General features: G+C 40.7%; 22 protein-coding genes. 21 read left to right on the top strand and 1 reads right to left on the bottom strand.

The features are described 5' to 3' along the window. The first annotated feature begins 155 nt into the window (after positions 1-155). The 5 genes from galT (at position 156) to glgC (ending at position 6,257) form a co-directional block, all read left to right on the top strand. Positions 156-1,187, top strand: a complete 1,032-nt coding sequence (gene galT, locus ABJL82_RS10870) for a galactose-1-phosphate uridylyltransferase (RefSeq protein ID WP_347274719.1) — start codon at positions 156-158, stop codon at positions 1,185-1,187. Next, positions 1,184-2,647, top strand: coding sequence for a glycogen synthase GlgA (gene glgA, locus ABJL82_RS10865; protein WP_347274718.1), 1,464 nt, complete (start codon positions 1,184-1,186; stop codon positions 2,645-2,647). The genes galT and glgA overlap by 4 nt, the downstream gene beginning before the upstream one ends. 279 nt (positions 2,648-2,926) lie before the next feature. Continuing rightward, positions 2,927-4,636, top strand: coding sequence for an ATP-binding protein (locus tag ABJL82_RS10860; RefSeq protein WP_347274717.1), 1,710 nt, complete (start codon positions 2,927-2,929; stop codon positions 4,634-4,636). 21 nt (positions 4,637-4,657) lie between these two features. Further along, a complete protein-coding gene (locus ABJL82_RS10855; RefSeq protein ID WP_347274716.1) occupies positions 4,658-5,041 on the top strand; it encodes a response regulator in 384 nt (127 codons plus the stop codon). After that, a complete protein-coding gene (gene glgC, locus ABJL82_RS10850) occupies positions 5,019-6,257 on the top strand; it encodes a glucose-1-phosphate adenylyltransferase (protein ID WP_347274715.1) in 1,239 nt (412 codons plus the stop codon). Before ABJL82_RS10855 ends, glgC begins: the two co-directional genes overlap by 23 nt. Before the next feature lie 50 nt (positions 6,258-6,307). On the opposite strand, the gene ABJL82_RS10845 is transcribed toward glgC, so the two are convergent. Next, positions 6,308-6,631 carry a hypothetical protein gene (locus ABJL82_RS10845; protein WP_347274714.1) on the bottom strand — a complete coding sequence of 108 codons (324 nt, stop codon included), beginning with the start codon at positions 6,629-6,631 and terminating at the stop codon, positions 6,308-6,310. 650 nt (positions 6,632-7,281) lie between these two features. Between ABJL82_RS10845 and ABJL82_RS10840 the strand changes: the two genes are divergently transcribed. The 16 genes from ABJL82_RS10840 (at position 7,282) to ABJL82_RS10765 (ending at position 24,865) form a co-directional block, all read left to right on the top strand. Beyond that, positions 7,282-8,757 (top strand): hypothetical protein, encoded by a 1,476-nt coding sequence (locus ABJL82_RS10840; RefSeq protein WP_347274713.1) that lies wholly within the window; start codon positions 7,282-7,284, stop codon positions 8,755-8,757. Between the two features lie 118 nt (positions 8,758-8,875). Beyond that, positions 8,876-10,303 carry an FAD-dependent oxidoreductase gene (locus ABJL82_RS10835; protein ID WP_347274712.1) on the top strand — a complete coding sequence of 476 codons (1,428 nt, stop codon included), beginning with the start codon at positions 8,876-8,878 and terminating at the stop codon, positions 10,301-10,303. Between the two features lie 46 nt (positions 10,304-10,349). Then, on the top strand, positions 10,350-12,041 hold the full coding sequence (locus ABJL82_RS10830) for a glycosyltransferase family 39 protein (RefSeq protein ID WP_347274711.1): 1,692 nt from the start codon (positions 10,350-10,352) through the stop codon (positions 12,039-12,041). Positions 12,042-12,161: 120 nt separating this feature from the next. Further along, on the top strand, positions 12,162-12,605 hold the full coding sequence (locus tag ABJL82_RS10825) for a carboxypeptidase-like regulatory domain-containing protein (RefSeq protein ID WP_347274710.1): 444 nt from the start codon (positions 12,162-12,164) through the stop codon (positions 12,603-12,605). Between the two features lie 130 nt (positions 12,606-12,735). Continuing rightward, entirely contained in the window at positions 12,736-14,172 is a 1,437-nt protein-coding gene (locus ABJL82_RS10820) for a carboxypeptidase-like regulatory domain-containing protein (RefSeq protein WP_347274709.1), read from the top strand. 321 nt (positions 14,173-14,493) lie between these two features. After that, positions 14,494-15,486, top strand: coding sequence for a hypothetical protein (locus ABJL82_RS10815; protein ID WP_347274708.1), 993 nt, complete (start codon positions 14,494-14,496; stop codon positions 15,484-15,486). Further along, a complete protein-coding gene (locus ABJL82_RS10810) occupies positions 15,483-15,812 on the top strand; it encodes a hypothetical protein (RefSeq protein WP_347274707.1) in 330 nt (109 codons plus the stop codon). Before ABJL82_RS10815 ends, ABJL82_RS10810 begins: the two co-directional genes overlap by 4 nt. Before the next feature lie 89 nt (positions 15,813-15,901). Then, positions 15,902-16,183, top strand: coding sequence for a hypothetical protein (locus ABJL82_RS10805; protein ID WP_347274706.1), 282 nt, complete (start codon positions 15,902-15,904; stop codon positions 16,181-16,183). Positions 16,184-16,204: 21 nt separating this feature from the next. Continuing rightward, positions 16,205-16,585, top strand: a complete 381-nt coding sequence (locus ABJL82_RS10800; protein WP_347274705.1) for a hypothetical protein — start codon at positions 16,205-16,207, stop codon at positions 16,583-16,585. A gap of 173 nt (positions 16,586-16,758) precedes the next feature. Then, on the top strand, positions 16,759-17,802 hold the full coding sequence (locus ABJL82_RS10795) for a lysylphosphatidylglycerol synthase transmembrane domain-containing protein (protein ID WP_347274704.1): 1,044 nt from the start codon (positions 16,759-16,761) through the stop codon (positions 17,800-17,802). Between the two features lie 74 nt (positions 17,803-17,876). Next, positions 17,877-18,194, top strand: coding sequence for a DUF2325 domain-containing protein (locus tag ABJL82_RS10790; RefSeq protein ID WP_347274703.1), 318 nt, complete (start codon positions 17,877-17,879; stop codon positions 18,192-18,194). A gap of 284 nt (positions 18,195-18,478) precedes the next feature. After that, positions 18,479-19,141: an HD domain-containing phosphohydrolase gene (locus ABJL82_RS10785; RefSeq protein WP_347274702.1), complete on the top strand. Its 663-nt coding sequence runs from the start codon at positions 18,479-18,481 to the stop codon at positions 19,139-19,141. A gap of 2 nt (positions 19,142-19,143) precedes the next feature. Continuing rightward, on the top strand, positions 19,144-21,432 hold the full coding sequence (locus tag ABJL82_RS10780; RefSeq protein ID WP_347274701.1) for a hypothetical protein: 2,289 nt from the start codon (positions 19,144-19,146) through the stop codon (positions 21,430-21,432). A gap of 636 nt (positions 21,433-22,068) precedes the next feature. Then, positions 22,069-22,539 (top strand): hypothetical protein, encoded by a 471-nt coding sequence (locus ABJL82_RS10775; RefSeq protein WP_347274700.1) that lies wholly within the window; start codon positions 22,069-22,071, stop codon positions 22,537-22,539. A 105-nt stretch (positions 22,540-22,644) separates the two neighbouring features. Then, positions 22,645-24,366, top strand: coding sequence for an FAD:protein FMN transferase (locus ABJL82_RS10770; protein WP_347274699.1), 1,722 nt, complete (start codon positions 22,645-22,647; stop codon positions 24,364-24,366). Further along, entirely contained in the window at positions 24,314-24,865 is a 552-nt protein-coding gene (locus ABJL82_RS10765) for a hypothetical protein (RefSeq protein WP_347274698.1), read from the top strand. The genes ABJL82_RS10770 and ABJL82_RS10765 overlap by 53 nt, the downstream gene beginning before the upstream one ends. Positions 24,866-25,434: the final 569 nt, after the last annotated feature.

The following is a 25,434-nucleotide window of genomic DNA, read 5'->3' as shown; positions in this document are numbered from 1 at the left end:
GAGACCAATGACCAAAAGAGTAACCACAGATTTCACAGATTGCGCAGATTAAAAAATTAATCACAAACATACTAACGACTAATGACTAATGACTAATGACTAATGACTAATGACCAACTTCATAATAATTTTGCGAATAATGGGAATTGCTAATTATGCCAGACCTTAGAAAAGACCCTGTATCCGGCCGTTGGGTTATTATTGCGACGGAACGGGCTATGCGGCCTAACGATTTTAAGATAGAACCGCATGCCCCATTAAGTGCAGATGTGTTTTGTCCGTTTTGTGAAGGCAATGAAGACAAGACTCCTCCTGAAATTATGGCATATAGGGAAAAAGACAGCCATGCAAATAAAAAAGGGTGGCGGGTAAGGGTTGTTCCGAATAAATTCCCGGCATTAAAAATTGAGGGGGGGTTGAACAAACAGGGCGAGGGAATATACGATACCATGAGTGGAGTAGGCGCTCACGAAGTGATTATTGAAAGTCCCTTGCACATTACATCGCTAACGGAAATGCCTGCCTGGCAGGTTGAAGAAATATTGTGGACGTACAGGGACAGGATGATTGATTTAAAAAAGGACAAACGTTTCATTTACGGATTGTTGTTTAAAAATGTGGGAAGAGCCGCAGGCGCCTCTCTGGAGCACTCGCATTCCCAGTTAATTGTCACTCCGATTGTGCCTATTACGGTTATCCATGAAATGGAAGGATCGGAGGCATTCTACAAATACAGGGGACGTTGTTTATTTTGTGATATGGTCAGACAGGAATTAGCAACAGGCGCCAGAATTGTAATGGAAGGAAAAAATTTTATAGCCTTTACGCCGTATGCCTCCCGTTTCCCCTTTGAGATTTGGATTTTGTCAAAAACGCATGCGTCTCATTTTGAAAACATACAAAAACTTGAGGTTGAGGAATTAGCAAAGATATTACAGAAAACAATATTAAAGCTGGAGGCATGTTTAACATTTCCTCCTTATAATTATATTATTCACACAACGCCTTTTACCTATGGAGAAATAGAATATTATCACTGGCATATAGAGATTATTCCACGCCTGACAAACATCGCCGGATTTGAGTGGGGCAGTGGTTTTTATATTAATACGGTTATGCCTGAGACTGCCGCTGAATTTCTCAGGAATGCTAACATCCAAAACAACAATGAGGATATAAAATTGTGAATGTAGTATATGTATCATCTGAGGTTCTTCCCTTTGCAAAATCAGGGGGGCTGGCTGACATCTCGAGCGTAATACCAAAAAATTTAAATAAATTGGGCGTCAACGTCATTGTGATGATGCCATTTTATAATATAGTGAAAGAATGTAATTGCACTATAGAAAAGACAGATATCACTTTTACGGTAAACATTGGAGACGATGCAAAAACCTGCTGTGTATATAAAAGTTGCTTGCCCGGTACAGATGTTCCGATATATTTTTTACACAACGAACACTATTTCGGGAGAAATGGCCTGTATAACTATCCGGGCACCATGCGCAATTATGAAGATAATTGCGAGCGTTTTGTCTTCTTTGCCAGAAGCGCCCTGGAATTAATGCTGCGTTTAAAACCTTGCCCGGATATTATCCATTGCAACGATTGGCAGACCGGGCTTATTCCTGTTTATTTAAAGACGATATACAGGAATAACGAATGTTTTAAAAAGACACGGACGATAATGACCATTCACAATCTTGCGTATCAGGGATTATTTCCGGCTGATTGTATGAAATATACGGGGTTAGACTGGGGTCTTTTTCACCCGGCTTATTTAGAATTCTATGGAATTATAAATTTTCTCAAAGCAGGCATTATCTTTAGTGATAGTATTGCCACCGTAAGCGAGACATATGCAGAGGAGATACAGACGCAGGAATTTGGAGAACGTCTGGATGGTGTATTAAGAACGAGGTCAAAGGATATTTATGGCATTCTTAATGGAGTAGATTATTCATTATGGAATCCCGAAAGCGATACGCTTATAGCGGCTAATTATTCGGACAAAAATCTTTCAGGCAAGCATGTCTGTAAAAAAGCCCTGCAAAGAAAGCTGGAATTGCCGGAAAAGGCTGTTCCCATAATTGCAATGATTACCCGCCTGACGGCTCAAAAGGGTCTGGATTTAGTAATGAAGATCTTTAATAAATTGCTTAGATTGGATATCCAATTCGTTTTATTAGGCTCCGGAGAACCTACCTATCAGGAATTTTTCAAACAGTACGCTAAAATCGTCTCTGCAAAGGTTTCGGCAAATATCTCGTTTAATGAGCCACTGGCGCATGAAATTGAAGCCGGGGCAGATATTTTCTTAATGCCGTCGCGATATGAACCGTGCGGGTTAAATCAATTATATAGCATAAAATATGGAACGGTACCGATTGTAAGGCATACCGGAGGCCTTGCGGACACGATTTTTGACGTTCGTCACGAAAAAGTTTATAAAGAAAAAGCAAATGGGTTTTCATTTAAAGAATATAATGCAGATTTATTGTATGCAACAATTATACGGGCGCTTGATTTCTATAAAAATCGTTCAGAGTGGGCGAAACTTATGAGAAACGGAATGAAACAGAACTGGCTATGGGAGGAAAGTGCGCGAAAGTATATCTCTCTTTATGAAAATATTTTGAGAAATTAATCTTGTTTCCCCTGTAATTGCTATTTCGCTGGGCGGGATGAGGAAATGCAACTTCCTTGTTAAGTATACTTAGCAGGACTAACCTAACGTTTAGGAATTTCAATATTTTTAGTTAAGCAATGAACAAACCCACCCCTCAATCCCCTCCTGTAGAGGCGCACGGCCGTGCGCCTCTACAGCAAATTCCCCTCTTGGGAGGGGTTAGGGGTGGGTAAAAATGAATGCCGTTGGGTTTTGTCTTTTAAAAACCCAACTTAACTTAACCTTTTGGAAAGATAAATGTTGCCGGATATTATAAAATTAAGACTGGAAGATATTATAAATAATATTTCAGAATCGGGAGTTGCCGGATTGGCATTGCTTGATCACGATCTTAATGTTGTATGGGCGAACCGCTCACTTTCTTCTATTTTGAAATTGAATTATGATCCGGTTGGGAAATCATGCCGTGAGATATTTGACTGTGAATGCAAGGATAAGAATAGTTGCACAACGCTCAAGGTTCTTTCCAGCGGCAGAAAACAGTACAGCGAGGTTCAGTTAAGCGCTGATAAAGATACAAGAAAATACATGCAAAATGTATCGTTGCCAATTAAAGATGAAAAGGGAGGCATAACACATTTATTAAAAATTACTACTGATATTACGTTAAAAGAAGAGAAAATACATCAATATGATTTATTGAGAAAATTAGCTGAATTAATGCAGGGGACTCTTCAAATTGACCGGCTTCTTCATTTGATTCTGACGTGTGTTACGGCTGGAACTGCGCTGGGGTTTAACCGTGCAAGGCTTTTTGTTGTGGACCATGACCGCAACATTGTTTTCGGCAAGATGGCGGTAGGCCCGTCAGATGTTGCCGAGGCGAATAAGATATGGAATGAAATAGCACATAAATACAAAATGCTGGAGGATTTAATAAAGGCGTCGGAAGATAATTATCAATATGATTCCCCCTTGCATATGATTACCCGACTGATGGCATATTCGCTGGATGACGAAAATGAGGTTATTGTTTCATGCATCAGAAAAAAGAAGGTTATCGTGGAAAAAAATGCATTTAACAATCCCAATATCAACAAGAATTTTGTAAATATGATTGGTTCAAATGAATTTGTCTGCGTTCCTTTGATTGTTAGAGATAAAGCGATTGGGGCTATTTGCGCAGATAATATCTACAGCAAAAAACCAATAACAGATGAAATGGTAATGCTTTTATCCACATTTGCGAATCATGCAGCGCTGGCGATTGAAAACGCGGATGCGTACAAGACATTGGAGAAGAAAATTATTCAACTGAAAGACGCACAGGAACGGCTGGTACGTTCTGAAAAGCTTGCGGTTATCGGGAACATGGCAGGCTATATTGCCCATGAAATACGAAATCCTTTGGTGACTATCGGAGGATTTGCCAGAGCAATAGCCCGGGAAACAACGGATAATAAAACAATAAAGAATAGCGCAGAAATTATTATTGATGAGGTAAGCAGGTTAGAAAAAATTCTTGCAGTCGTAATGGATTTTAGCAAAGTCGCTAAACCTGCCAAAGTGAAAACCCAGGTAAATGAAATAGTTGACAATACAATATCGCTCATGGAATCCTATTTTAAAAACATCGGCGTAAATGTAGTTAAAAAATACGAATTAATGATACCGGATATTGTGGTTGATCAGGATCAGATACGGCAGGTATTTTTAAATATCTTTAAAAATGCCGCTGAATCTATGCAAAAGGGAGGAAAACTGATTGTCGAAACAGCGAAAGAGGATGAATATGTGAGAATAAACATTACTGATACCGGAGAGGGTATGGACGCGGACACGTTAGAAAATATTTTTACTCCGTTTTATACTAAAAAAAGGGAAGGAACCGGTATTGGTTTGGCGGTATCGCAGAAAATTGTAGATGATCATGAAGGCTTTATAAAAGTAAAAAGCGAATTAAACCAAGGCGCTACGTTTTCCATTTTTCTGCCGGTAAAAAAATAATTATATTGAAGGGAGTTTAAAATGGATACGATATTATTGGTGGAAGATGATAAAAATCAGATTTTGTTATATGAACAGGAACTTGCAATAGAAGGTTATAAAGTTGTTACGGCTACGAATGGGATAGAGGCTATTGAGAACGCGCGATATTTTAAACCTGACTTGGTGGTAATGGATATAAATATGCCCATGATGGACGGCATTGAGTCTATGTGCAGAATTTTGAGTGAACATAAAAACATTCCCATAGTTATTAATACAGCGTATAGCAATTATCAGAACAATTTCATGTCATGGTCGGCTGATGCATATATTGTTAAATCATCTGATTTAAAAGAATTAAAAGACAAGATTAAAGAATTGCTTAATAAAAGAAAGAAAAATGACAATGATAAGACCGTTTGATCATACATTGTATAGAAAAGTTCTTGTGATGCTGCTTGCAGGGGGTAAAGGAGAAAGGTTGTATCCTCTGACCAGAGACAGGGCAAAGCCAGCAGTCCCTTTCGGCGGGGTTTACCGCATTATAGATTTTACCTTAAGTAATTGCATTAATTCAGGATTAAGAAAAATATGCGTTTTAACACAGTATAAGTCTTATTCATTAGACAGGCATTTACGGGTAGGTTGGAATATTTTCAATTCCGAGCTGGATGAGTTTATTGAAAACATCCCTCCTCAAAAGAGAACCAGTGAAATGTGGTATCTGGGAACTTCAGATGCGGTATATCAGAATATATATGTTCTGGAAAGAGAACGCCCCGAGATGGTATTGATTCTAGCGGGCGATCATATATACAAAATGGATTATTCTGAACTGATAAATTACCATATCTTAAATAAAGCGGATCTGACGGTTCCCTGTATTGAAGCGCCGTTGGAAGACGCCAGCCGGTTTGGTGTTGTAGGCGTAGATAATAATTCCCGTATCATTGATTTTGATGAGAAACCTTTGAATCCCAAACCGCTTCCCACAAATAAAAATGTCGCCCTTGTTTCTATGGGCATATATTTGTTCAATACTGAGGTGCTTGTAAGGCGGATAATAGAGAATGCAAAAAATGACACCAACAGAGATTTTGGGAAAAATATTATTCCAACTATGATTCAAAAAGACCGGGTGCTTTCATTTGTTTTTAATGGTAATGGGCATAGTACGGCTAACTATTGGAGAGATATTGGCACTTTAGATGCATATTGGGAGGCGAATATTGATCTGGTTAAAAAAAACCCTGACTTTGATCTTTTTGACGATACGTGGCCTATACGAACATACAATAAGCAATATCCCCCCGCAAAATATTCATTCGAAAATGAGAAAAACGGCATGATAAAAGATGCATTGATATCAAATGGATGCCTGATCAATGACGCCAGCATCGGGAAATCCATTATATCCCCCAACGTTACTATCGGTTCTGAATCATCTGTGATGGGTTCAATTATAATGGAAGGTGTAAGAATCGGGAAAAACGTTAAGATTAAAAATGCAATCATTGATAAACATGTAACAATACCGGATGGGATGAAAATAGGATATGATTTGCAGAATGATGGAAAACAATTTACGGTAACTGAAAAAGGCGTCGTTGTTGCGCACAAGGAAATGCATCTGATATGAAACCTCCACGCCGGTGTTCGACTGTAATGTTTACGCTGAATAGTTACATTCTATTTTCGGTCTTGATTTTTTTTGTATTGAATGTTGGAGGGGGAATAACCGCTTGCTTGCAGAAAATGAAGAAGTTTTTTACTTGCCCTCTGTTCTCTTGAATAATCTGGCATCCAGAATTTTGTGGTATCAATCCCGCTGACGGTTCTGTTCCTGGAATTTATAACGTAAGTTTTTCGTTCAGAAGCAGCACTCGGATATTTGACAAGGATGATACCGTCATTCGGGTCAAAATCGATTTCAATACACATACCCTCATCGTCGTATATCTTTCCGATAGCCTTTACTATATCAACTAATTCGTCTAAAGTGTTTCTCTTCATATTTCATAATGCAGCAAAAAGCCGCAACCAAAAAGAATTTTAACCGCTAATTCGCCTTACTCATCCATAAAACAAAAAAAGTCTTTTAAAATCCAACCTAAACTGGCATAGCCAGAACAAAATAAAAAATACGAAATTCGAAGCACGAAATACGAAACAAATCCAAATAACAAAGCATAAAATTCAAAACAAATCCAAAACATGCCTATCTGCGTGCGGTCACGCCCAGGCAGGTAACAATATGAAGCACGAAATGCGAGATGCGAAAGATGCTCTTGTTTAGAATTTCAAATCATTTTGTCATTAGAATTTGTTTCGTATTTCGTATTTCGTGCTTCGTGCTTTACCATTAAATCTTTTGCCAAAAAATGCAAGGAAATTATCTGCATCATTCTCATTGCAATTGTACAGGAATCTTCATTTTGTGAAAGCGTTTTTATAGTGGTGTTTCCAGAAGTCAAAGATTGAGGCAGGCATCAAAAAATTACAGCAAAAGGCGTGTGGAGAAAGCGATGTTACAGCGCTTTACACGATTGACGGGATGTGAATGCAAAAAATAATAAATAATAATTGACAATATTGTTTTTTATTATACAATCCTATATGTGTGAGATTGAGTCTCAATATAGTTTTTAGAATGGAGGTGTGATGTGAGGTATGTATGTTTAATTGTTGTATTTGGGGGGATAGGGTTTTTTACTCCGCAGGCATTTGCCCAATCAGGAGATACGGAAATGTTAAATAACCGTGTGCAGGCGCTTGAAAACCAATTACAGGAGATTAAAGAACTGCTCAAAAACCAAATATCGAGAGATATGCAGAAAGATGAAGAGATTGCTGACCTGAAAAAACAATTAGCCGAACAAGCGGATGTGATAAGTAGTAAGGCAGAGAGTGTTCCTGCGGCTTATGCGGACGTGGGTGACCAGCAAATTACTGCAGGACAGGAAGTGGAAAAGGAGTTTTATCTGGCAAAAAAGAGTGCTGAAATAGTGGATAAAGACCTTGGGCCGGCATTTGGAGGGGTGTACACAAAGCCCTTTTTGAGACGATTTGGCAGGAATACGTATCTTGGCGGATATATGGATTTTGAATTCAGGGCGCCGGAAAATGATGATGCCGTACACGGGTTTACCCAGAAAAGATTCATACCGTTCATCTATTCAGACATATCTGACCGCGTAAAACTGGCGGCTGAAATTGAGTTTGAGTTCGGCGGCGTTGGCGGCGGCAGATCCGGCGAAGTGATTCTTGAATTTGGAACCATCGATTTCCTGGTAACCGAATGGATCAACTGGAGGGGTGGTTATCTTCTTACGCCTTTAGGAAAGTTTAATCTTGTCCATGATTCTCCGATACAGGACCTCACTGACCGCCCCCTTGTTAACCAGTTGATTATTCCAACCACGCTTACCGATCTGGGTATGGGCTTTTTTGGCTCGTTCTATCCAACGGAGCTGAGCAAGCTCGATTATGAAATTTATGTTACGAATGGCGCGTTCAGGGGGCTGGATGAAGATGGCGATATAAGTATCGGTGAATCGAACGGATTGAGAAGCGCAAAAGGGGGGTATAATAATGATAATTATAATGAAAGCCCCGCCGTTGTTGGGCGTGTTTCTTTTAGTCCGTTCATCGGACTTGATTTGGGGGGATCTGCATATACAAGCAGATATGACGAAAATAACAATAACCAGTTGACCATTTCTGCCCTTGATTTTACTTATCAAAGGGGTGCATTTGAATTTCTGGGTGAAGGCGCATATGCATTTATTGAGACGGATGATTTTGCAAAGGATTCAGGGATTACTGATGATATGTGGGGATATTACTTTGAGGCTCGTTACCACTTTATGCCGTCTTTCCTGAGAGATATGTCCCCAACGTTATTTGGCGATAATTCGACATTTACCGGAGTAGTGCGATGGGATCAGGTGCAGACGGCAGGCAGGGATGATGATTCCGAAAAAGTCCACTGGCTGAGGTCGAGGGTTACTCCAGGTTTGAATTACCGGTACACAGAGGACACGGTGTTTAAACTGGATTATCAAATCAATATGGAAAATAAAGATATGCCTGATCAAGCAAATAACGCATTTCTGTTTTCCGTGGCAACATATTTTTAATAAAACATTTAATGAATTTACATGAAACGCGGATGGATACCGTTTTGTTTGAGCAATGAGTATTCGATTTACGAATGTTCAGAAAAACCTGCGTTTTTTGTGAGAAGGAGTAAGGTTTATGAAAGGAAAAGTACTTGTTTTAGGCGGAGGCCCATGCGGCTTGTCTGCCGCATGGGAATTATCCAAACATGGATATAATGTTACTGTGCTGGAGAAGGAATCAAAGGTAGGCGGATTGTGCATTACCAATGAATATAACGGATATCGGTTTGACCTTGGCGGGCATAGGTTTATTTCTAAAAACAGGGAAATGGTAGAAGATGTTCGCACAATGATGGGCAGTGAACTTTTGACGTCGTCGCGGAAAAGTGTGATTTTGCTGAAGGGAAAGGTCTTTGAATATCCTCTTTCCGCAAAGGATATATTCCTGAAAATGGATATGTGGACAAATGCAAAGGCATTTATGTCTTATCTTGTCGCTGCATTCTCACGCATGTTCGTTCGCAAAAGGGAGGTGTCATTTGAGGATTGGATTGTGCGTCGCTTTGGACGTACCCTTTATAATTTGTTTTTTTGCCCTTATACCGAAAAACTGTGGGGCATTTCGCCCGGGGAGATTTCCTCCGACTGGGCGTCGCAAAGAATCTCATTGCTGAATCTAAAGGACGTCCTTTTTCGTCTCCTTAAACTAAAGAGGGGGACGCCAAGAACCTATGCAAAGGGATATTATTATCCCAAAAAAGGCATCGGGCAGATGTTTGATATTATGGGTGGTGAAATAGAAAACATGGGCAGCAGGGTAGTCCTGAATGCAGAGGTCGTGGGGGTGAATATAAACAACAATGCGATAACCGGCGTACGGTATCTGAAAGACGGCGTTGAGGAAATGATTGATTGTGATGCGGTGATTTCCACCATATCATTGCCGGATCTGATTAATACGTTTCCGGCACATTTGACTGCGGACATGGAGAAGCATATATCGTCCCTCAAATTCCGTGCAGTTCGCTTTCTCAATATCCTGGTCGATATGCCAGACATAAGTGATAACACGTGGATGTATGTATCCGAAGGAAAATACATAATGACGCGCATCCAGGAACCAAAGAGAAGAAGCCCCTTCAGCGCCCCGGAGGGAAAGACGTCCATAATGCTTGAAATCCCATGCAATGAGGGGGATGAAGTTTGGAGTTGCCCAAAGGTAGATTTGCTGGAGAGATGTTTGAAAGATTTAAAAGACCTTGGTCTCGATATAAGGGATAAGGTCGTCGATTATTTTACCACCAGCGTGACTCACGGATATCCTGTTTATACCCTTGATTACGTGGAGCATCGCCAAAAGCTCTTTCAGTTTTTAGAAAGGTATGAAAATATAATCACGTGCGGCAGGCAGGGAACTTTCAGGTATATCTTTATGGATATTGCAATGGAAATGGGAATTGCCGCGGCCCAGCATCTTATGCTGGATACAATGTCGAAGAAGGATGCTATTCATCACATGCGTTCCGAGAATGAACTTATTGAAGTAAGCTCTGTGACATCCTAGTATCTTACCAGTAATTAAGTTAATAATGCAAGTGTGTACAACGTAAATGGCAGAGCAAAATCTGACAACTATCAAAAACAATGAAAGTTTCTTAAAGGGAAACATGTTTCCATTATGTGCTGTTGCACTATGTATTGTGACAAGACTGTTGTTCTTTGGCAGGTATATAGATGAGTGGGACAGTGTTAACTTTGCCTTTGGTTTGTCAAAGGGATACGATATTTTGCACGACCAGCCGCACTTCCCGGGGTACCCGGTGTACATGTTTTTTAGCTGGATAGGGTATAAGATTATCGGTTCTGACATTAAGGCATTGATTTTTTCGGGTGTTTTATTCAGCAGCATATCGGTATTTCCACTGTATGAACTGGCAAAGCGGATGTTTTCCCAAAATGTGGCAATACTTGCCGTTGTTTTATACATAGTAAATCCGCAAATGTGGCTGCAGGCGGAAAAACCACTCTCGGATGCCTTTGGCTTGTTTTTTGTGATTACCTCTGTTTTGTTTTTTTACCTTGCGTTAGAACAGGCGGCTGTTTCAAAGGACATGCCGGAATATCGGGAGAGGAATGAAAATAATGTCTTGACGTATCTGGCTATAGGCGGGTTTCTGCTGGGTTTGGGGATTGGAGTAAGGGTTACATACCTTGCGTTAATCCCTGTTATGCTTTACGTAGCTTTTCACTCAAGAAATATCTTTTCTGTCCGAAGGCTTGCCGCATGGGGCGGCCTTGGTATTGTTGCCGGCGTATCGTCATGGCTGGTCTATCTGATAATACATTTTACCCCAGGCAAGTTCTTTAAAAAATTTTTACGTCATGCGGAGTACCATTTTTATAAAGACGGCAATTCTATTGTTACCACAGACAGTTTTTTTGAAAGGGCGTATGATATCGCTTACCGTTTCATTGCCCATTGTATGGGGCTGTGGTGGCAGGATGCGTTTTTATTGCGCGTAGTGCCTACAATTATTGTGATAGTCTCGCTGGTGTATTTCTTTAAAAAGGTGAGATGGTCTGAAAAGATACGGTTTTTATTGGTAGTCTTCCTCTTTTATGGTCTATGGATTCTTTTTATTCAGGATGCTATACGTCAGATTATGGTGCTTGTTCCTTTTATGGCAATGGTAATAAGCGCCGGATTGCTTTGTTTTTATACGTATTATCTGAAGAATAAAAGATACGGGAGAGTATCCTTTTATCTTCTGACAGGGGTATTTATTGTGTCGCATGCGGTTGACTCTATGAGGCTTGTATCCATAAACAGGGATAAAAAACCTCCCTCTGTTTTGCAAATAGACTATATAAAAGAGAATTATCAAAAAGAAGATACTAAATTCTACTGTCTGAATGACTGGCGGTTGTTCCAGTATTATGCTCCTGAATGGTGTGACAGGAAAAACACTCACGTATATTTTGTCTCACATATGAGTGGGGTGAAAAACGACTTAAAACGGCTGAAGAAGAAACCGGAAAATGTGCTCATATCCTCAAAACTTTTTGGACGCCATAAATATGCAGAGAGGTTGAAGAAAGTGGCAGTATTTGAAAGAGACGTTTATGGAGTTGCTGATTATAACTTGCTTGCATTGTATCGCTTTGAAGGCAAGGCGCAGATAAAAGAGCCTGTGGAAAGGAGAGAGCATTCAAATAGACAAGGTATTGTTGAAGAACAGGAGGGCATGTTACAGTCTACAGTCGGCAGTCGGCAATCGGCAAAATTGCAGATTGCAGATTGAGGACTGCCGACTTAGGATTGAGGACTTAACTTCTCAAAAGGGGAATACAAAAAGCCCCCTGTTGAAGCGGTGCGTTCATAAGAAATGGGATTTTTATTTATTCAGGAAGGAGTGTGAAAGATGGTAAAGACGTTTTATTTGTCGTTGTGTTTTGTTTGTGTTACAGGTGTGCTTGCTTCTTTAAGCGAGGTGGAGGCGCAGTCCGGGGGAACTGCGAGCGTCTCAGGCACGGTAACCAGCGAGCAGAATGAACCGGTAAAAGGCGCAAATGTAGTATTGAAAAATAAGAAGACAAAATTCAAAGACAAAGGGACCACGGGAACAAGCGGTGAATACGAATTTTCCAATCTTGACGCAGGAAAATATAAGCTAACCGTGAAAAAATCAGGATATTCAAAAGGGAAAAAGAGTTTTAAGCTTAAAGATGAACAGGAAAAAACGGTGAATGTGACTTTGAAAACAAAAGGTAGCGGAGGCGGAAGTGGTTCAGGCAGCGGTTCCGGTAGTGGAAGTGGGGGCGGTTCTGGTTCTGGTTCCGGAAGCGGCTCCGGTAGTGGCGGCTGATAAAATGTCTGTCCGCATGACAGTATACTTAAGGGCGGCACAGACAAACAAAGTTTGTCTGTGCTTATCTTAAATTTTTTTTAAATTATCTATGAGAATGAGTCTTAGTTTTATCAAGGAGGAGTATTTTATGTTGTTTAAAAAAGTATTATTGTCGTTTGGTTTTATGGGAATTTTGTATGGTGTGCAGTCATTGCCGCAGGATCACTCAATGGTTTTGGCGGCGTCTATCAGCGGTATGATAGTAGATGAAAATGGCGTTGGGATAGAGAAAGCCGAGGTGACGATCAAAGGAAAAAAAGGGCCTAATAAGAAGCAAAAAACAAAAACAGATTCCGATGGGCTTTATGAATTTACTGGACTGAAAAAAGGAAAATACACGGTTAAGGTGACGTCTGTTGGATATAAAAACGTGAAGGAAAAAGTAAAGATTGGAAATAACGCAGATGACGTCGAGGGTGATTTTACATTGAATTTTGACGAATACGTGACGACAAACGACACTGAAACGATGGATAATGCTGTATCGGCTTTTCAGCAAATCGGTACATTAAGAAAAGAAGACCCTGTCAATATAGAAGAGATTGTATCTCTATATGAGGAATATTTACAGGATTTAACGCAGCAATTGGATGGTGAATATGGTCTGACCATGGACGAAAACCTGCTTTCCGCAATGGATGATATTGAAAATGATATTGACCCAAAGCTGGCAGGGCAGGTAATCGACAAAACGCTGCAACGGGTGTTTTACATGGCGATTTATGACAGAATTACAGAGGTCAACAATGATTTTGATGACGAAAGTACTTCATATCTGGGGACATTATGGGATGAGGCATATGCTGCTTACCAGGCATTATTTGGTACGGCAGACAGGGAAAATAAGGTGCTTACGGAAGACCGCCTGTCAATAGAGACAGGGAGCAACCCGAATCTTGAGGATAAGATTACTGTCGCATTTATACGTGGAAAAAAGGCATTAAATAAAAAAGATTTAGCCGAAGATGAGATTACCGTTGGAGTCCAAAGGCAGGTTATCCGGTTATCCCTTATCAGGTCTTTTTATATTGCAGTATTGAGGGAAGTGGAGAGCGTTATCAATAATCGCGATACAGACCTTGAAAAGGCATTGGAAACACAGAAAGAAGGAGAAGTTTATTACAGAATCATCGAAGAATATGTTTCCCGCGACAATCCTTCCGGAAATGAGACGATAAAAAGCCAACTGACCGGTGATGTGTCGGATGTAGACGCCGATACCATTGTAAGTGAAATGAGCAGGGGTTTTATTGGTCGGGTAGTAGGGGAGTTGGAGGCTGTCGAATCCAACATAAGTGAAGGTGACCGTAAAGACGCCATGATTGTCGCTGAAGAGGCATTGCTTTATTCAGAAGTATTTCTGGAAGATTTGGGATTACGGTTGGGTGATGATGCTATGGATGATATGGAAGATGCGCTCAATGATTTGCGGAACGCTAGCGATAAAGTGAAAGCATCTTCCGCCGCATCTGCCATAGAAACAATCAGTTCACTTATTGAGAGTTACGAAAACGAATTGCTGTAATATTTCAGTAATTTAAAGTGGTTCAGAATTTTAACATGATTTTAGGAATTTCAATATTTTTAGTTAAACAATGATCAAACCCACCCCTCAATCCCCTCCCAAGAGGGGACTTATCAAATTCCCCTCTTGGGAGGAGTTAGGGGTGGGTAAAAATGAATGCCGTTGGGTTTTTGTCTTTTAAAACCCACTTGATATATTGTCAGCGTTGATTATCTCCGGCGTTGTTATCCAAATAAACCAAGTGGAAGCCCGCCCGGAAAATGGAATTATGTTGTGAGTTTGAATTTTATTTAACAGTGTTTCGCGTAGCAAGGAGGTTCAATGCACAGAAATAAAAAGATTTATTCGATATTTTTTTTTGTAATACTGGCGACAGTGATTTCTGCAACGGCTTATTACAGGTACGGAAATGCAGAGGAGCATTCTCAATATGAACATGCAAAATCGGATGTAAAAAACAGGTCAGGTAAAAAAAGCAAAAAGATTAGCTTTACCAATGATATATTGCCGCTCTTTGTTGAGCCTCAAAAAAGAGGCGGCGAGGAGTCGGTTGTATGCGTCAGATGCCATTTTACGAGTCTTACTATAGAAAGCAGCGGAATTCCGGAAAACGCCTTTGCAGAATTTAGCATGGGGTCATTTGCTGATATTATGGCAGGGGCAGATGCAGGTACAGAACCTATTATTGATATTGAAGATCCTGATATAAGTTTGCTGTTGCAAAGGCTGGAGGGAAAGGGCGATGATATGGCGGCGGGCGACGCACGCATGCCATACGGCGGCCCGTTTTTTAAAAAAAATAAAATCAAAAAAATCCGCACCTGGATAGAACAGGGGGCAATTGATGATACTCCTGAACCTGATTTTAATAGTGATGTGCTTCCACTGTTGACTAAATCGGTAAATGGCAGCATTCCTTGCAGTTTGTGTCACTATAATAACAATGATGCTAGTTCCAAAGAACGTTCGCCTGCTCAGGCATGCATGGATTTGACAAGCTGGGATGGGATAATATCAGGCGCTGACGGGATTGAACACGAGGAACTTGTGGATATAGAAAACCCATCGAATAGTTTGCTAATACAACGGCTGCGCGGTCAGGTAACGGAAGAGGAAAAAGAAAATGATCACAGAATGCCTTATGGAGGCCCCTATTTTACCGAATATGAAATTCAGAAGATAGAGCGCTGGATAGCCAGCGGAGCAAAGGGGCCTAAGGGCGAGGATCCCAGCGAGGCAGACATCAGTGACGCAGGGGTATGTCCTGAAGGAAGTGGTAGTGGCAGCGGAAGCGGAAGTGGAAGCGGTGAATGAATAGTGTGCTTTCCGGGAAAACCGGAGGCAAAAAAAAAGAATGGAGGTGTGTTGTGTCAGCAATGGTAATAAGCAGTGCAGAGGGCTTTGCCGGTATGGCGAAACCACTCGAAGATTACGGTATTACAAATATTCATTTTTGCAGTGTGAAGGAAAGGACGGATTTGGACGCCACCGCAATTGCATTTGTGCCGTTTGTTGATTTTATCATAGTAGGGAGGGATGCCAGCGGCTCTCCCTACCTCAATACTATACTGAGAGAAGCAAAAGAACTTCAGATACCTGTATTGTCGGAGAGCTGCATAACGGTGCAAGGGAAAAAATAAGCCTTAAATAAACGGGAAGCAATTATCCTTTCCCTTGTCGCTATTGAATGGTGAAGTCAGTCCTCAATCGGCAGTCGGCAAATTGCAGATTGCCGATTGAGGACTGCCGATTGAGGATTGAGGACTGTTTTTTTGTAGGAGGGAAAATAAAAAATGAGAAGGTTTGCATCTTGGTATCTCTTTTCTTTGACGGGTTTGTTGGTTATAAGTATGTTGTATGCATTGGTTTGATTGCGCTGCTTGCCGCCGGAATAAAAATACCGCCCATGGATAAAAAACTTGAAATCTACTCTGCTGAAAGCCGGGAAAAACGCCGCAAATGGGTAGAGCTTTGTTCAAAATGCCATAGCAGCCGTTTTGCAGGCATGTGACTTGATTCGTTAGACCAATATATGTTTGAATCATGGCGGCGGATAGACGAGGCGCAGCTTATTATAGAAAAACTTTTTAGTGAGAATGCAATTGAACCTCCACCGGAGAAAAGACCACCGTTTCCACTCAGTGATCTGATTATTAAGGTGCTTGGCGCTGACAAACTGGGGGCTGAAATGTATACACTATTGAAGCAAACCAACGGTCATTTACCTGTGATAGGCCCCATTCTTGGCGCTTATGCTATTTTTAGTCAAAATGAAGGGAATCCTGGCGGCATAGAAAGGGAATATGTGGAGATGTGGTTCGGGAGCCATTTGCAAGGTTATAAAGGCACTGCCCACGCCCAGCCGGATATAAGCTGGTGGGGTGGGGTGCTGCTCAGGGTGTCGGGAATCTGACTCGTATACGGGATGAGGCTGAAAAATTAAGACGTTTAAAATCCGGTAGCAGTTCAGGCTTTTGAAAAAGCAAAGATACTTGTTGCCAGGATTTTATGTTTTTTGTATGCATGGGTATGTTAAGAGTGTTGAACCATCGTTGCGAAAATTAAGATTTTTAAATGAATAATTGTGTGAACTACAAAAAAGCGATAGTTAAAAATAGCATAAAATGGCTCTTTCCCATAGCATTGCCGTTTATTATTTATTGGGTTTTATTTTCGAAAATCAGACCGGAAGATTTTTTCGTTACGATGAAAAATGCCTCGATTCCCTGGTTAGCATTAGGGTTTATCGCCTATAGCGCGAACCAGGCATTTCGCACATTGCGCTTTCAATGTCTTATCCACACAAAAAAGACGGTGAGAAAACAATTGTTCCGGGTGCAGTCGTTATACATTTTTTATAACTATTTGCTGCCTTTTCGGACTGGAGAGGCTACGTATATTTATCTTGCGCGAAAGCATTTGAACATTCCTGTGGCGAACGGTATCTCTTCCCTTGTGGTTGCAAGGATGTTTGATTACTCCCTTCTTATTGTATGTTGCGGGATAATAGCATTATGTATGAAATTGCCCATGACGCCCTGGATAAGCATGCTAATGAAAGGCGGGGCGGTATTGTTTTTTGCGATTACTGTATTGCTTCTTTTGTGCCTGTTAAGGAAAAATACCTATTTGGTATGGATAGGGGAAAAAAGTAATTTTTTCGCTTTGTGGCAGAAAAATAAATTAATCCGAAAATTTTCAGGAGAGTTTCAAAAAATTGTTCAGAGCTTCAGGGAAATCAGTAATATCAGGACAGGCCTTCAAACCGTTTTTTATACACTATGTACCTGGTTGTGCATATTCCTGGCTTTTTATATGATTACCAGGGGATTAGGGTATTCTGTAAGCTTTTTGCAGATGACGGCCGTATCGGTTATAGCCGTAATGTCAAGGGCTTTTCAGGGGGTCGCGGATTTTGGTTCACACGAAATGGGATGGTTCGGAGGACTGGTGCTTATCGGGTTTTCAGGGAAAGACGCCGGCATCGTATCTTTTTCATCACACATAATTATCCTGTGTTATATGCTGGTTGTTACCCTTTATTCAAAAATTACTTTGAGAAAATACGATGCTATCGCATCGGCGTCATGTATTTTGAAAGAAAAATATGGAATGAGGGTTGGAGAATAATTTTATTGACAATCAGATTTTTTTTAGTATTATACTGCGAATGAGTCTCAATAACAATTTTTGGAGGATTGAATATGTCTGTATTGATAGTAGGCGGCGATCATCTGGGAAGTATTCCAAAGGAGCTTGATAAAATAGGGGTGAATGATATAAAACATCTGGCAGGTAGAAGTACTCAAAAGATACGAAACGGCATTCCTGAGTCAATGGATTTTATTATTGTATTGTGTGATTACGTGAACCATAACCTTTCCCACAAAATTAAAGAGTATGCAAGTTTGAAGGAAATACCTGTTGTTTATGCAAAAAGATCTTGGTCGTCCATTTATCAAAAGATAAAGGATAACCAGTGTCAGCTTAAAAAGAAGGGGTTGCAGTTCATACTTAATTAAATGTTAATGAAATTCAAACAGGGATGTACAGGATAAACAGGATATTTTATCTTGTCCATCCTGTCTATCCCTGTTAAAAGTTGCCGAAGGCCTAATTAAACGTTTAGGAATTTCAATATTTTTACTCAAGCAATGAACAATGAGTCATTTTATTGAGAAAGAAATCATTTAAATTTTCCATCTATAAAGGGGAAATAAAGGAGGGGGGCAGTGGGTTAAAAAGTTATAAAAATTACTAATGTTTGGTGAACTATTGAGGAGCAGTTATCGATAAAAGTAATATTATGACAAGACAAAATGCAAACATCCACGAGGTAATTGATATTGTCGTAAATATTTTAAATGCAAGAGACCCATACACCTCTATTCATTCATGGCGCGTTGCTGAATTGTCAGTGATGATTGCAAATGCAATGGCATTGCCGGAGAAGGAGAAAGAAATAATACATATAGCAGCGCATTTGCATGATATAGGCAAGATAGGTATCTGCGATAAGGTATTAAATAAACCGGGAAAACTGGCCATTGAAGAAAAAGAAGAAATACAGGCACATCCACGGATAGGTTGTAATATTCTGAAAAGATTGCCGTTGTTTGAGGATATATCATGGATAGTGCTTTACCATCATGAACGTTTTGACGGATTGGGTTATCCGGAAGGTATTAAAGGGGGAGGCATTCCTCTGGCGTCGAGAATAATTTCTGTGGCAGACGCCGCTGATGCAATAATTGCAGGGCGTTCCTATAGAAGGGCAAAAAACATAGAAGAATGTTTCGGGGAGATTGAGCTTCATGCCGGGAGCCAGTTTTGTCCAACAGTAATAAGCCACATGATGAAGATACAAAATGAAATAGAAGTGGTATTAAATAAATTAAAAATAGAAGAAATAAAACATTATGCCTTTGTGGGGCATGAAGAATTAATGCACTCAAGGAGATTGATTTAGTTATGAAATGTAATACTACTCTAAAGATAACCATTGTGTTTTTCATTGTATCTGTTTTTCTTTGCCAGGGCGCCTTTGCCGGTGTTTCATATACGTTGAGCAGAAATGAGGATTTTTCTACGGATGACAGGGCTTTTCTCGCCACGGATACCCTCTTTGTAAAGATATCACAAAATAAGTATGACTATCATGACGTTACAAAATCTGTTTTTACTTTAAAAGAAAAGGGTAAAAATGCAAAAAATGAATTTGAATTAACCTGGAATACGACTCAAAGTGCGTTCACAGGTTCTGCTTCTCTCGATGATTATGGGGTTGGCAAAAAGATAACAATTAAGATACTACTGGAATGGAAAGACTATAAAATCAGAAAAAAAGCGCGTCTTGTGGTGGGTACGTATGAAACGTGGGAAATTGCCGGAATCGTTTATGATAAATCTTCAGGCAATATAAAAGACGCACGTGTAAGGATACAGGGGGCCGCGGATATTGATAAAGATGATAAGAGCTATTATCCGGAAGATGAAGCACACTATGTGCTCTCTGACGAAGACGGAAGTTTTTTAATTACATACGAGGGCATTTCCGGACAGGAAGTAGTAGTTGCCGCAGGCAAAGAAGGATTTAAAAATGCGGGAAAAGAAATAACTTTGGGGGAGGATGATTTTGCAGAGATTGCCCTTTCAACGCTTCCGGAGAAAGACCATCCTGATTATGAATACCGATCGGGTAAAAACTGTAAAAAATGTCACGGTAATATTTACGATGACTGGAAAGACAGCGAGATGGCAAGTGCGGCAGTAAATTCGATAAATCAACTGGTGTTTTTCTTGTATACCGCATGGTATGTGACGGGTGACCGCGCAAATTTTGAAGATGCTTCAATTTTTAACGACCCTAATCCTGAATTTGTAGGTGATAAGGGGAAAATATTTGAAGACGCCACCGGCAGATATAAGATTCTCGGAGATGCGGGGAATCTTCACGATTGCGCTGATTGTCATTCTCCTTCGTTTGCATCCGGTTTGCAGAGCGACGGTAAGACGCCAAAATGGGATATGAGGGCAGGTGTTTTGACTGATGTTGATAATTTATCTTCAATAGACAAACAGGGTGTTCATTGCGATTTTTGTCATAAGATACAGAAGGTGCATGAAGAAGAGGAATATTGGACGGAACCAGGCGTGAATTATAAAGTGGATCTTTTACGTCCTGATCCTTCCTTAGAATCTTCAAAAGAGGGGAAGGTGATGTTTGGGCCATTTGATGATGTTACATATAAAAGTATGCAGGCATCGTACGTTCCGCAGTTTAAAAAGAGTGAAATATGCACCCCTTGCCATCAGGATGCACGGAAATTATATTTACAACCGGTAGACGAAAATGATCAACCTACGGGCGAAGAAACCATTGAGAGAATATTATGGAGTGAAGACACATATCGCGAATGGAGATTTAGCGGTTATAGTGGATTGGAAGAAGATTATCCGGTGGATAATTATGCAGGGCAGGCGCTACAGTGTCAGGATTGCCATATGAAAGACCCACCCCCGGACCCCGCAACGGGCAAATCCATTGCAGATTATAAAGAGGTTACAGATTCATTTTATATGTTGTCCGAAGACAAAAAACAGAAGGGAACGAGCCGCGACCCCAGAACCATATATCCTCACCATTTTGAAGGAACCAATCAAAACCTTCAGGCTGGCAAAAGGAAACGGTATCTTGATTGGGCGGTGGATCTTGACGTTACAGATGCCAGTGTGACGGACGGTATTGTGAGTTTTGGAGTAAAAGTAATCAATTCCCACACGGGACATACCTATCCATCAGGCGTCACACAGCGTAGCGTGGTATTGCTTGTTGATGTAGAACAATCTGGAAATTCACTGGTGCAAATAAATAACCAGGTGGTAGACAGTCCGGGTGGCAGTTTCCCGGATGGCTATTATAATGGAGAAGGAGACTATGCAGGGAAGCCGGGCAAAATATTCATAAAGCATAACAGGATGCTTGAAGATAACAAGGATCTGGATCCTTTTTTCAATGATATATTATATGCCTTTGCCGTAGAAGAATTATATGATACGCGCATCAAGGCGAATGAGACAGACACCACACTCTATGAGTTTCAAACACTGGACAACAGTACAGTAACCATAACGGCAAGGCTTATTTACCGCTTTTATCCTAAAGGGACGCTTGAGTTTGCGGCGCAAAACGGATATGTAATTTCCTTGGAGGAAAATGATTATGAATCGCATAAAGTGGAAATAACTGTAGAGCCGTAAAATGGATATCCGTGAAGGCGCGTTACTGAACAAAAATATTCAGAACAAATTCGAATATCGAATCACGAAATTCGAAACAAATCCTAAACCTGTGGTGAGCGAAGTCGAACCATTCAAATGTTTGAATGCCCAAAACATTGCAATTATTGGAATTTTTCAAAAAACTTTTTGCGGGTTAAGATTTGTAATCTGACCCCAATAGTTCATTTTGCGAATAGTGCCGCATACATTCATTTAATGGTTAAATTGCCTGTATAAAACGTGGGGTTCAGGTCACAGACCTGAACCCGCCTGGAGATCGCATAAAGTGGAAATAACTATAGCGCCGTAAAATGGACACCAAGGATTTACATATTTTAAATAAAATCCATAGCAAGGGGTGGCACGGACAAACTCTGTTTGTCCGTGACTTTCCCGTGGAGTAGTTTCTTGGGTCTGGTTTAATCGTCCAAAATTGAACCGAAACTTTTTGTACTGTTCACGGCTCTTTTCACGGCTTTTGACCAGTCACAGCCAATGGTACTGCAAAAAACATCCGGTTCAATCTGAAAACAGGAAGGATACAAAGTGTTTGTAAAAGATGGATATATCTGTTACTATTTTTACTTTTCAACGAAGACAATGGGATTGCCGTAAATGAAACGAAATGTTGCCTTATTAATGATCACTTTTTTTGTTTTCATAGCGCTTGCCGGTTGCGCTACAGGACAATGGGGACGAAGGAATTTAACCGATGTTTCACGGTATGTCAACGGCGATGCGGCATCGGTTTGGGAGGCGGTTGATCAGGCGCTTATTGGAATACGGGTTAAAGAGAAGAATGTGGAAAAAGGACTTCTGATAACTGACTGGGTGACTGGCTATTCCACAACACGGGATATGGGAGTGCTTTTGGAGGGACGATGGCACGAACGTTACCGTTTGTTCATTACCATTATGCCGGAGCAAGATAAAACTTATCTTTCAATAAGGGCTCTGATGGAAGAGAAGGCTCCTGGCGGAAAGCGTGCGTATCGCTGGGAACGCATTCCGTCAAATGGCCTTCCAGAACAAATGTTCCTTGATAGGGTTGAACAGATTCTTAGTGCAATGGAGCAAGTGCCTTGAAACATTTAATCGCCCCTACTGTGCGATTAAATGTTTCAATTTTAGCGTTTTTTATTGGTATGAGGCCTCGCCTCGCCGGAGTATTTTTTGACGGAATATTTTGTCATGAATAAAAATGTGTTTTTTCGGTTTAGCTTTTACGTTTCACTGAGCTTGTTGGTGTTGTTTGCCGGCAAGGTTTTTTCTCAGGAAAGGGAAGCTGAACCTGCAGACAATTTTCAAATGGAAGTATATCTTACCCAGGAAGAGGCGCTCAAACTGGTTTTCCCGGAGAGCGATGAAATAGTAACCGATGAAATTATTATGACTCCGGAAGAAAAACAGCATCTGGAACAGTTATTAAAAAGGCGTCTCTTTGAGGATGGTTTTATCGTATATATTGGAAAGAAAAATGATGAAATCCAGGGATATGCGATCATAACAGAGGAGATAGGCAAGTTTCATCCGTTTACCTTTATTGTTGGGGTAAAACCAAACGGGAAGATAAGCGAGATCGCTGTGCTTGTCTATCGGGAAAGCCGCGGGGGAGAGATTGCAAGGAAGCGTTTTCTCTACCAGTTTCCAGGCAAATCATTTAAAAATCCAATCAGGATTAACAAAGATATTATAAATATCACCGGCGCTACCATGTCAGTTCAATATATGTGCGCCGGCGTAAGGAAGGTGCTGGGAGTGATAAATGAATATTATCTGAACGGCAAGAGGGAGATAAACGTTACGAAAGAGGGCAATGACAAAAAAATGCAATCCTCTGCGGGCGTGGCGCATCGCAATCTCAATGAAAAACAGAGCAAAAAGGGGGATGAAGCTTCCGGGAAAAAACTCGTAAAAGAAACGAGAATGATTATGGGTACTTTTGCCGAGATATCCACCTATTCCAATAATGTGAAGAATGCGGGTGCAGCAATTGACGCCGCGCTGAATGAAATGGAGAGAATGGACGCTCTTTTAAGCAATTACAAAAAAGACAGTGAACTTTCCAGGGTGAATAGGGAAGCGGCGAAGTCTCCTGTTCCATGCTCTGCGGAATTCCTGGAATTTATTGAACAATCACTTTTTTTTAGCGAGCTAAGCGGCGGGGCGTTTGATATTACCGTTTCTCCCTTAGTTTCATTATGGGGGTTCTTTAATGAGAAAGGACATATTCCCTCTGATGAAGAAATTAACAGGCTTTTGCCGTCCGTATCGTATAAAAATATAGAGATAAAAAGAAACGGAGATAAGAAAAAACCAGGCACGGTGTTTTTTAAACATATATCAACGCAAATAGACCCGGGTGCTATTGGGAAAGGATATGCCGTAGACAAGGCGCTGAACGTATTCAAGAAATATGGCATTGACAATGCCTGTATTAATCTGGGCGGTAATATATATGTATTGGGAGAACCTGACGGGAAAGACGCCTGGAGGGTTGGCATACAGCATCCGCGAAATAAAAATGAAATACTGGGATATTTAGAGCTTAAGGATGAAGCAACTGCAACTTCGGGCGATTATGAACGATTCTTTGAAATTGATGGAGACCGGTATTCACACATAATTGACCCGAGGACGGGTAAGCCTGTAAAAGGAACGATTGCGGTGACAATTGTTGCTCCCTCCGGAACGGATGTTGATGCGCTTTCCACAATTGTATATGTTTTGGGAAAAGAAAAAGGGCTGAAACATTTACGTGAGATTCCAGGTGCTGAGGCATTGATTGCGTGTGAGAACGGCGGGAAAATTGTATTGTATACAACCCGTGGTTTTAATGAAAAATTTACAAGAGTTGAAAATGAAGGAAAAACCGACGTCACGTGGCATGTGGTCTCTGCCAATCAGCAATAAGATGTTTTTTACATTTTTCTTAGCCATAATTACCGTCGCCATTGGGGTAGGTTTTTGGGTAGCGTATGACAAGACGGGCTTTTCTCCGGCGAAAACGGTACGCTATTATTGTGGCGATGAAGGGGAAGAATTTGATCCGAATCAATCTCAGGAAGAATACATGGAGAGCTTAAAGGAAGGTATTTATTTCCCCAAGTCGTACAGGGAACTTTTAGGAGTAACCCACGCCCATATATTCTCAATACCCATTGTCGTTTTTATCCTTTCCAGGATGCTTGCAATGACGCAATTGCGTGACTGGTTAAAGATTGCCGTTTACAGCGGCTCTTTAGCAGGGATCATCATGAACCTCTGTGCACCATGGCTTATACGCTATACATCACACCATTTTGTCATACTGTTGACCATTTCCAACATCCTCTTTATCCTCACCTTTAGCACATACATCTTTTTCCCCCTCTACGATATGTGGTTTTATCGTGGGCAAATAAAAAAGTAACAGGCAAAACAGGCAGACAGACAGACAGACAGACAGACAAACAGATGTAGCACGACAATACCTGAGACAGTTTGTAAGTTTTGATAATTTGTTAAATCAAATCCCACTAATGTTCCGGAAACAGCGTTTCCGGTGCAATAAGGCGTCCCCCGACTAATAGTTAGTCATACTCAGGAAGTTCATAAAGTGCCAATTTTAAATTGATATAAATTCCAGATTGGCACAGCCTTTGGCCGCAACCAAATTCGAAATACGAATATCGAAATACGAAACAAATTCAAATGACAAAAAACCCAATGCCCCAAACTTGTAGAGACGCACGCTGGTACCTGGATTTTCCTGAATATTAACAATTCCAACATATCCTTGTAATTAAAACTGTTAAATGTATAATTGTTTTGCTTCAGGGAAAAATACATTATTGTCAATAGGTTAGGTGGGTGACTCCATACCCCCCATACTCCCCCCAATCCACGCAACTACCCACCGCCCCCCACACCACCCCTCCACCAACCCAACCCCACAACACCCCACACCAACACCACTCACCCACAACCCCCTTCGTCTAC

The sequence above is a fragment of the Candidatus Kuenenia sp. genome, from assembly GCF_039794105.1.
In the GTDB taxonomy this organism is placed as follows: Bacteria; Planctomycetota; Brocadiia; order Brocadiales; family Brocadiaceae; genus Kuenenia.
This window is presented reverse-complemented; position numbering and strand designations above follow the sequence as displayed.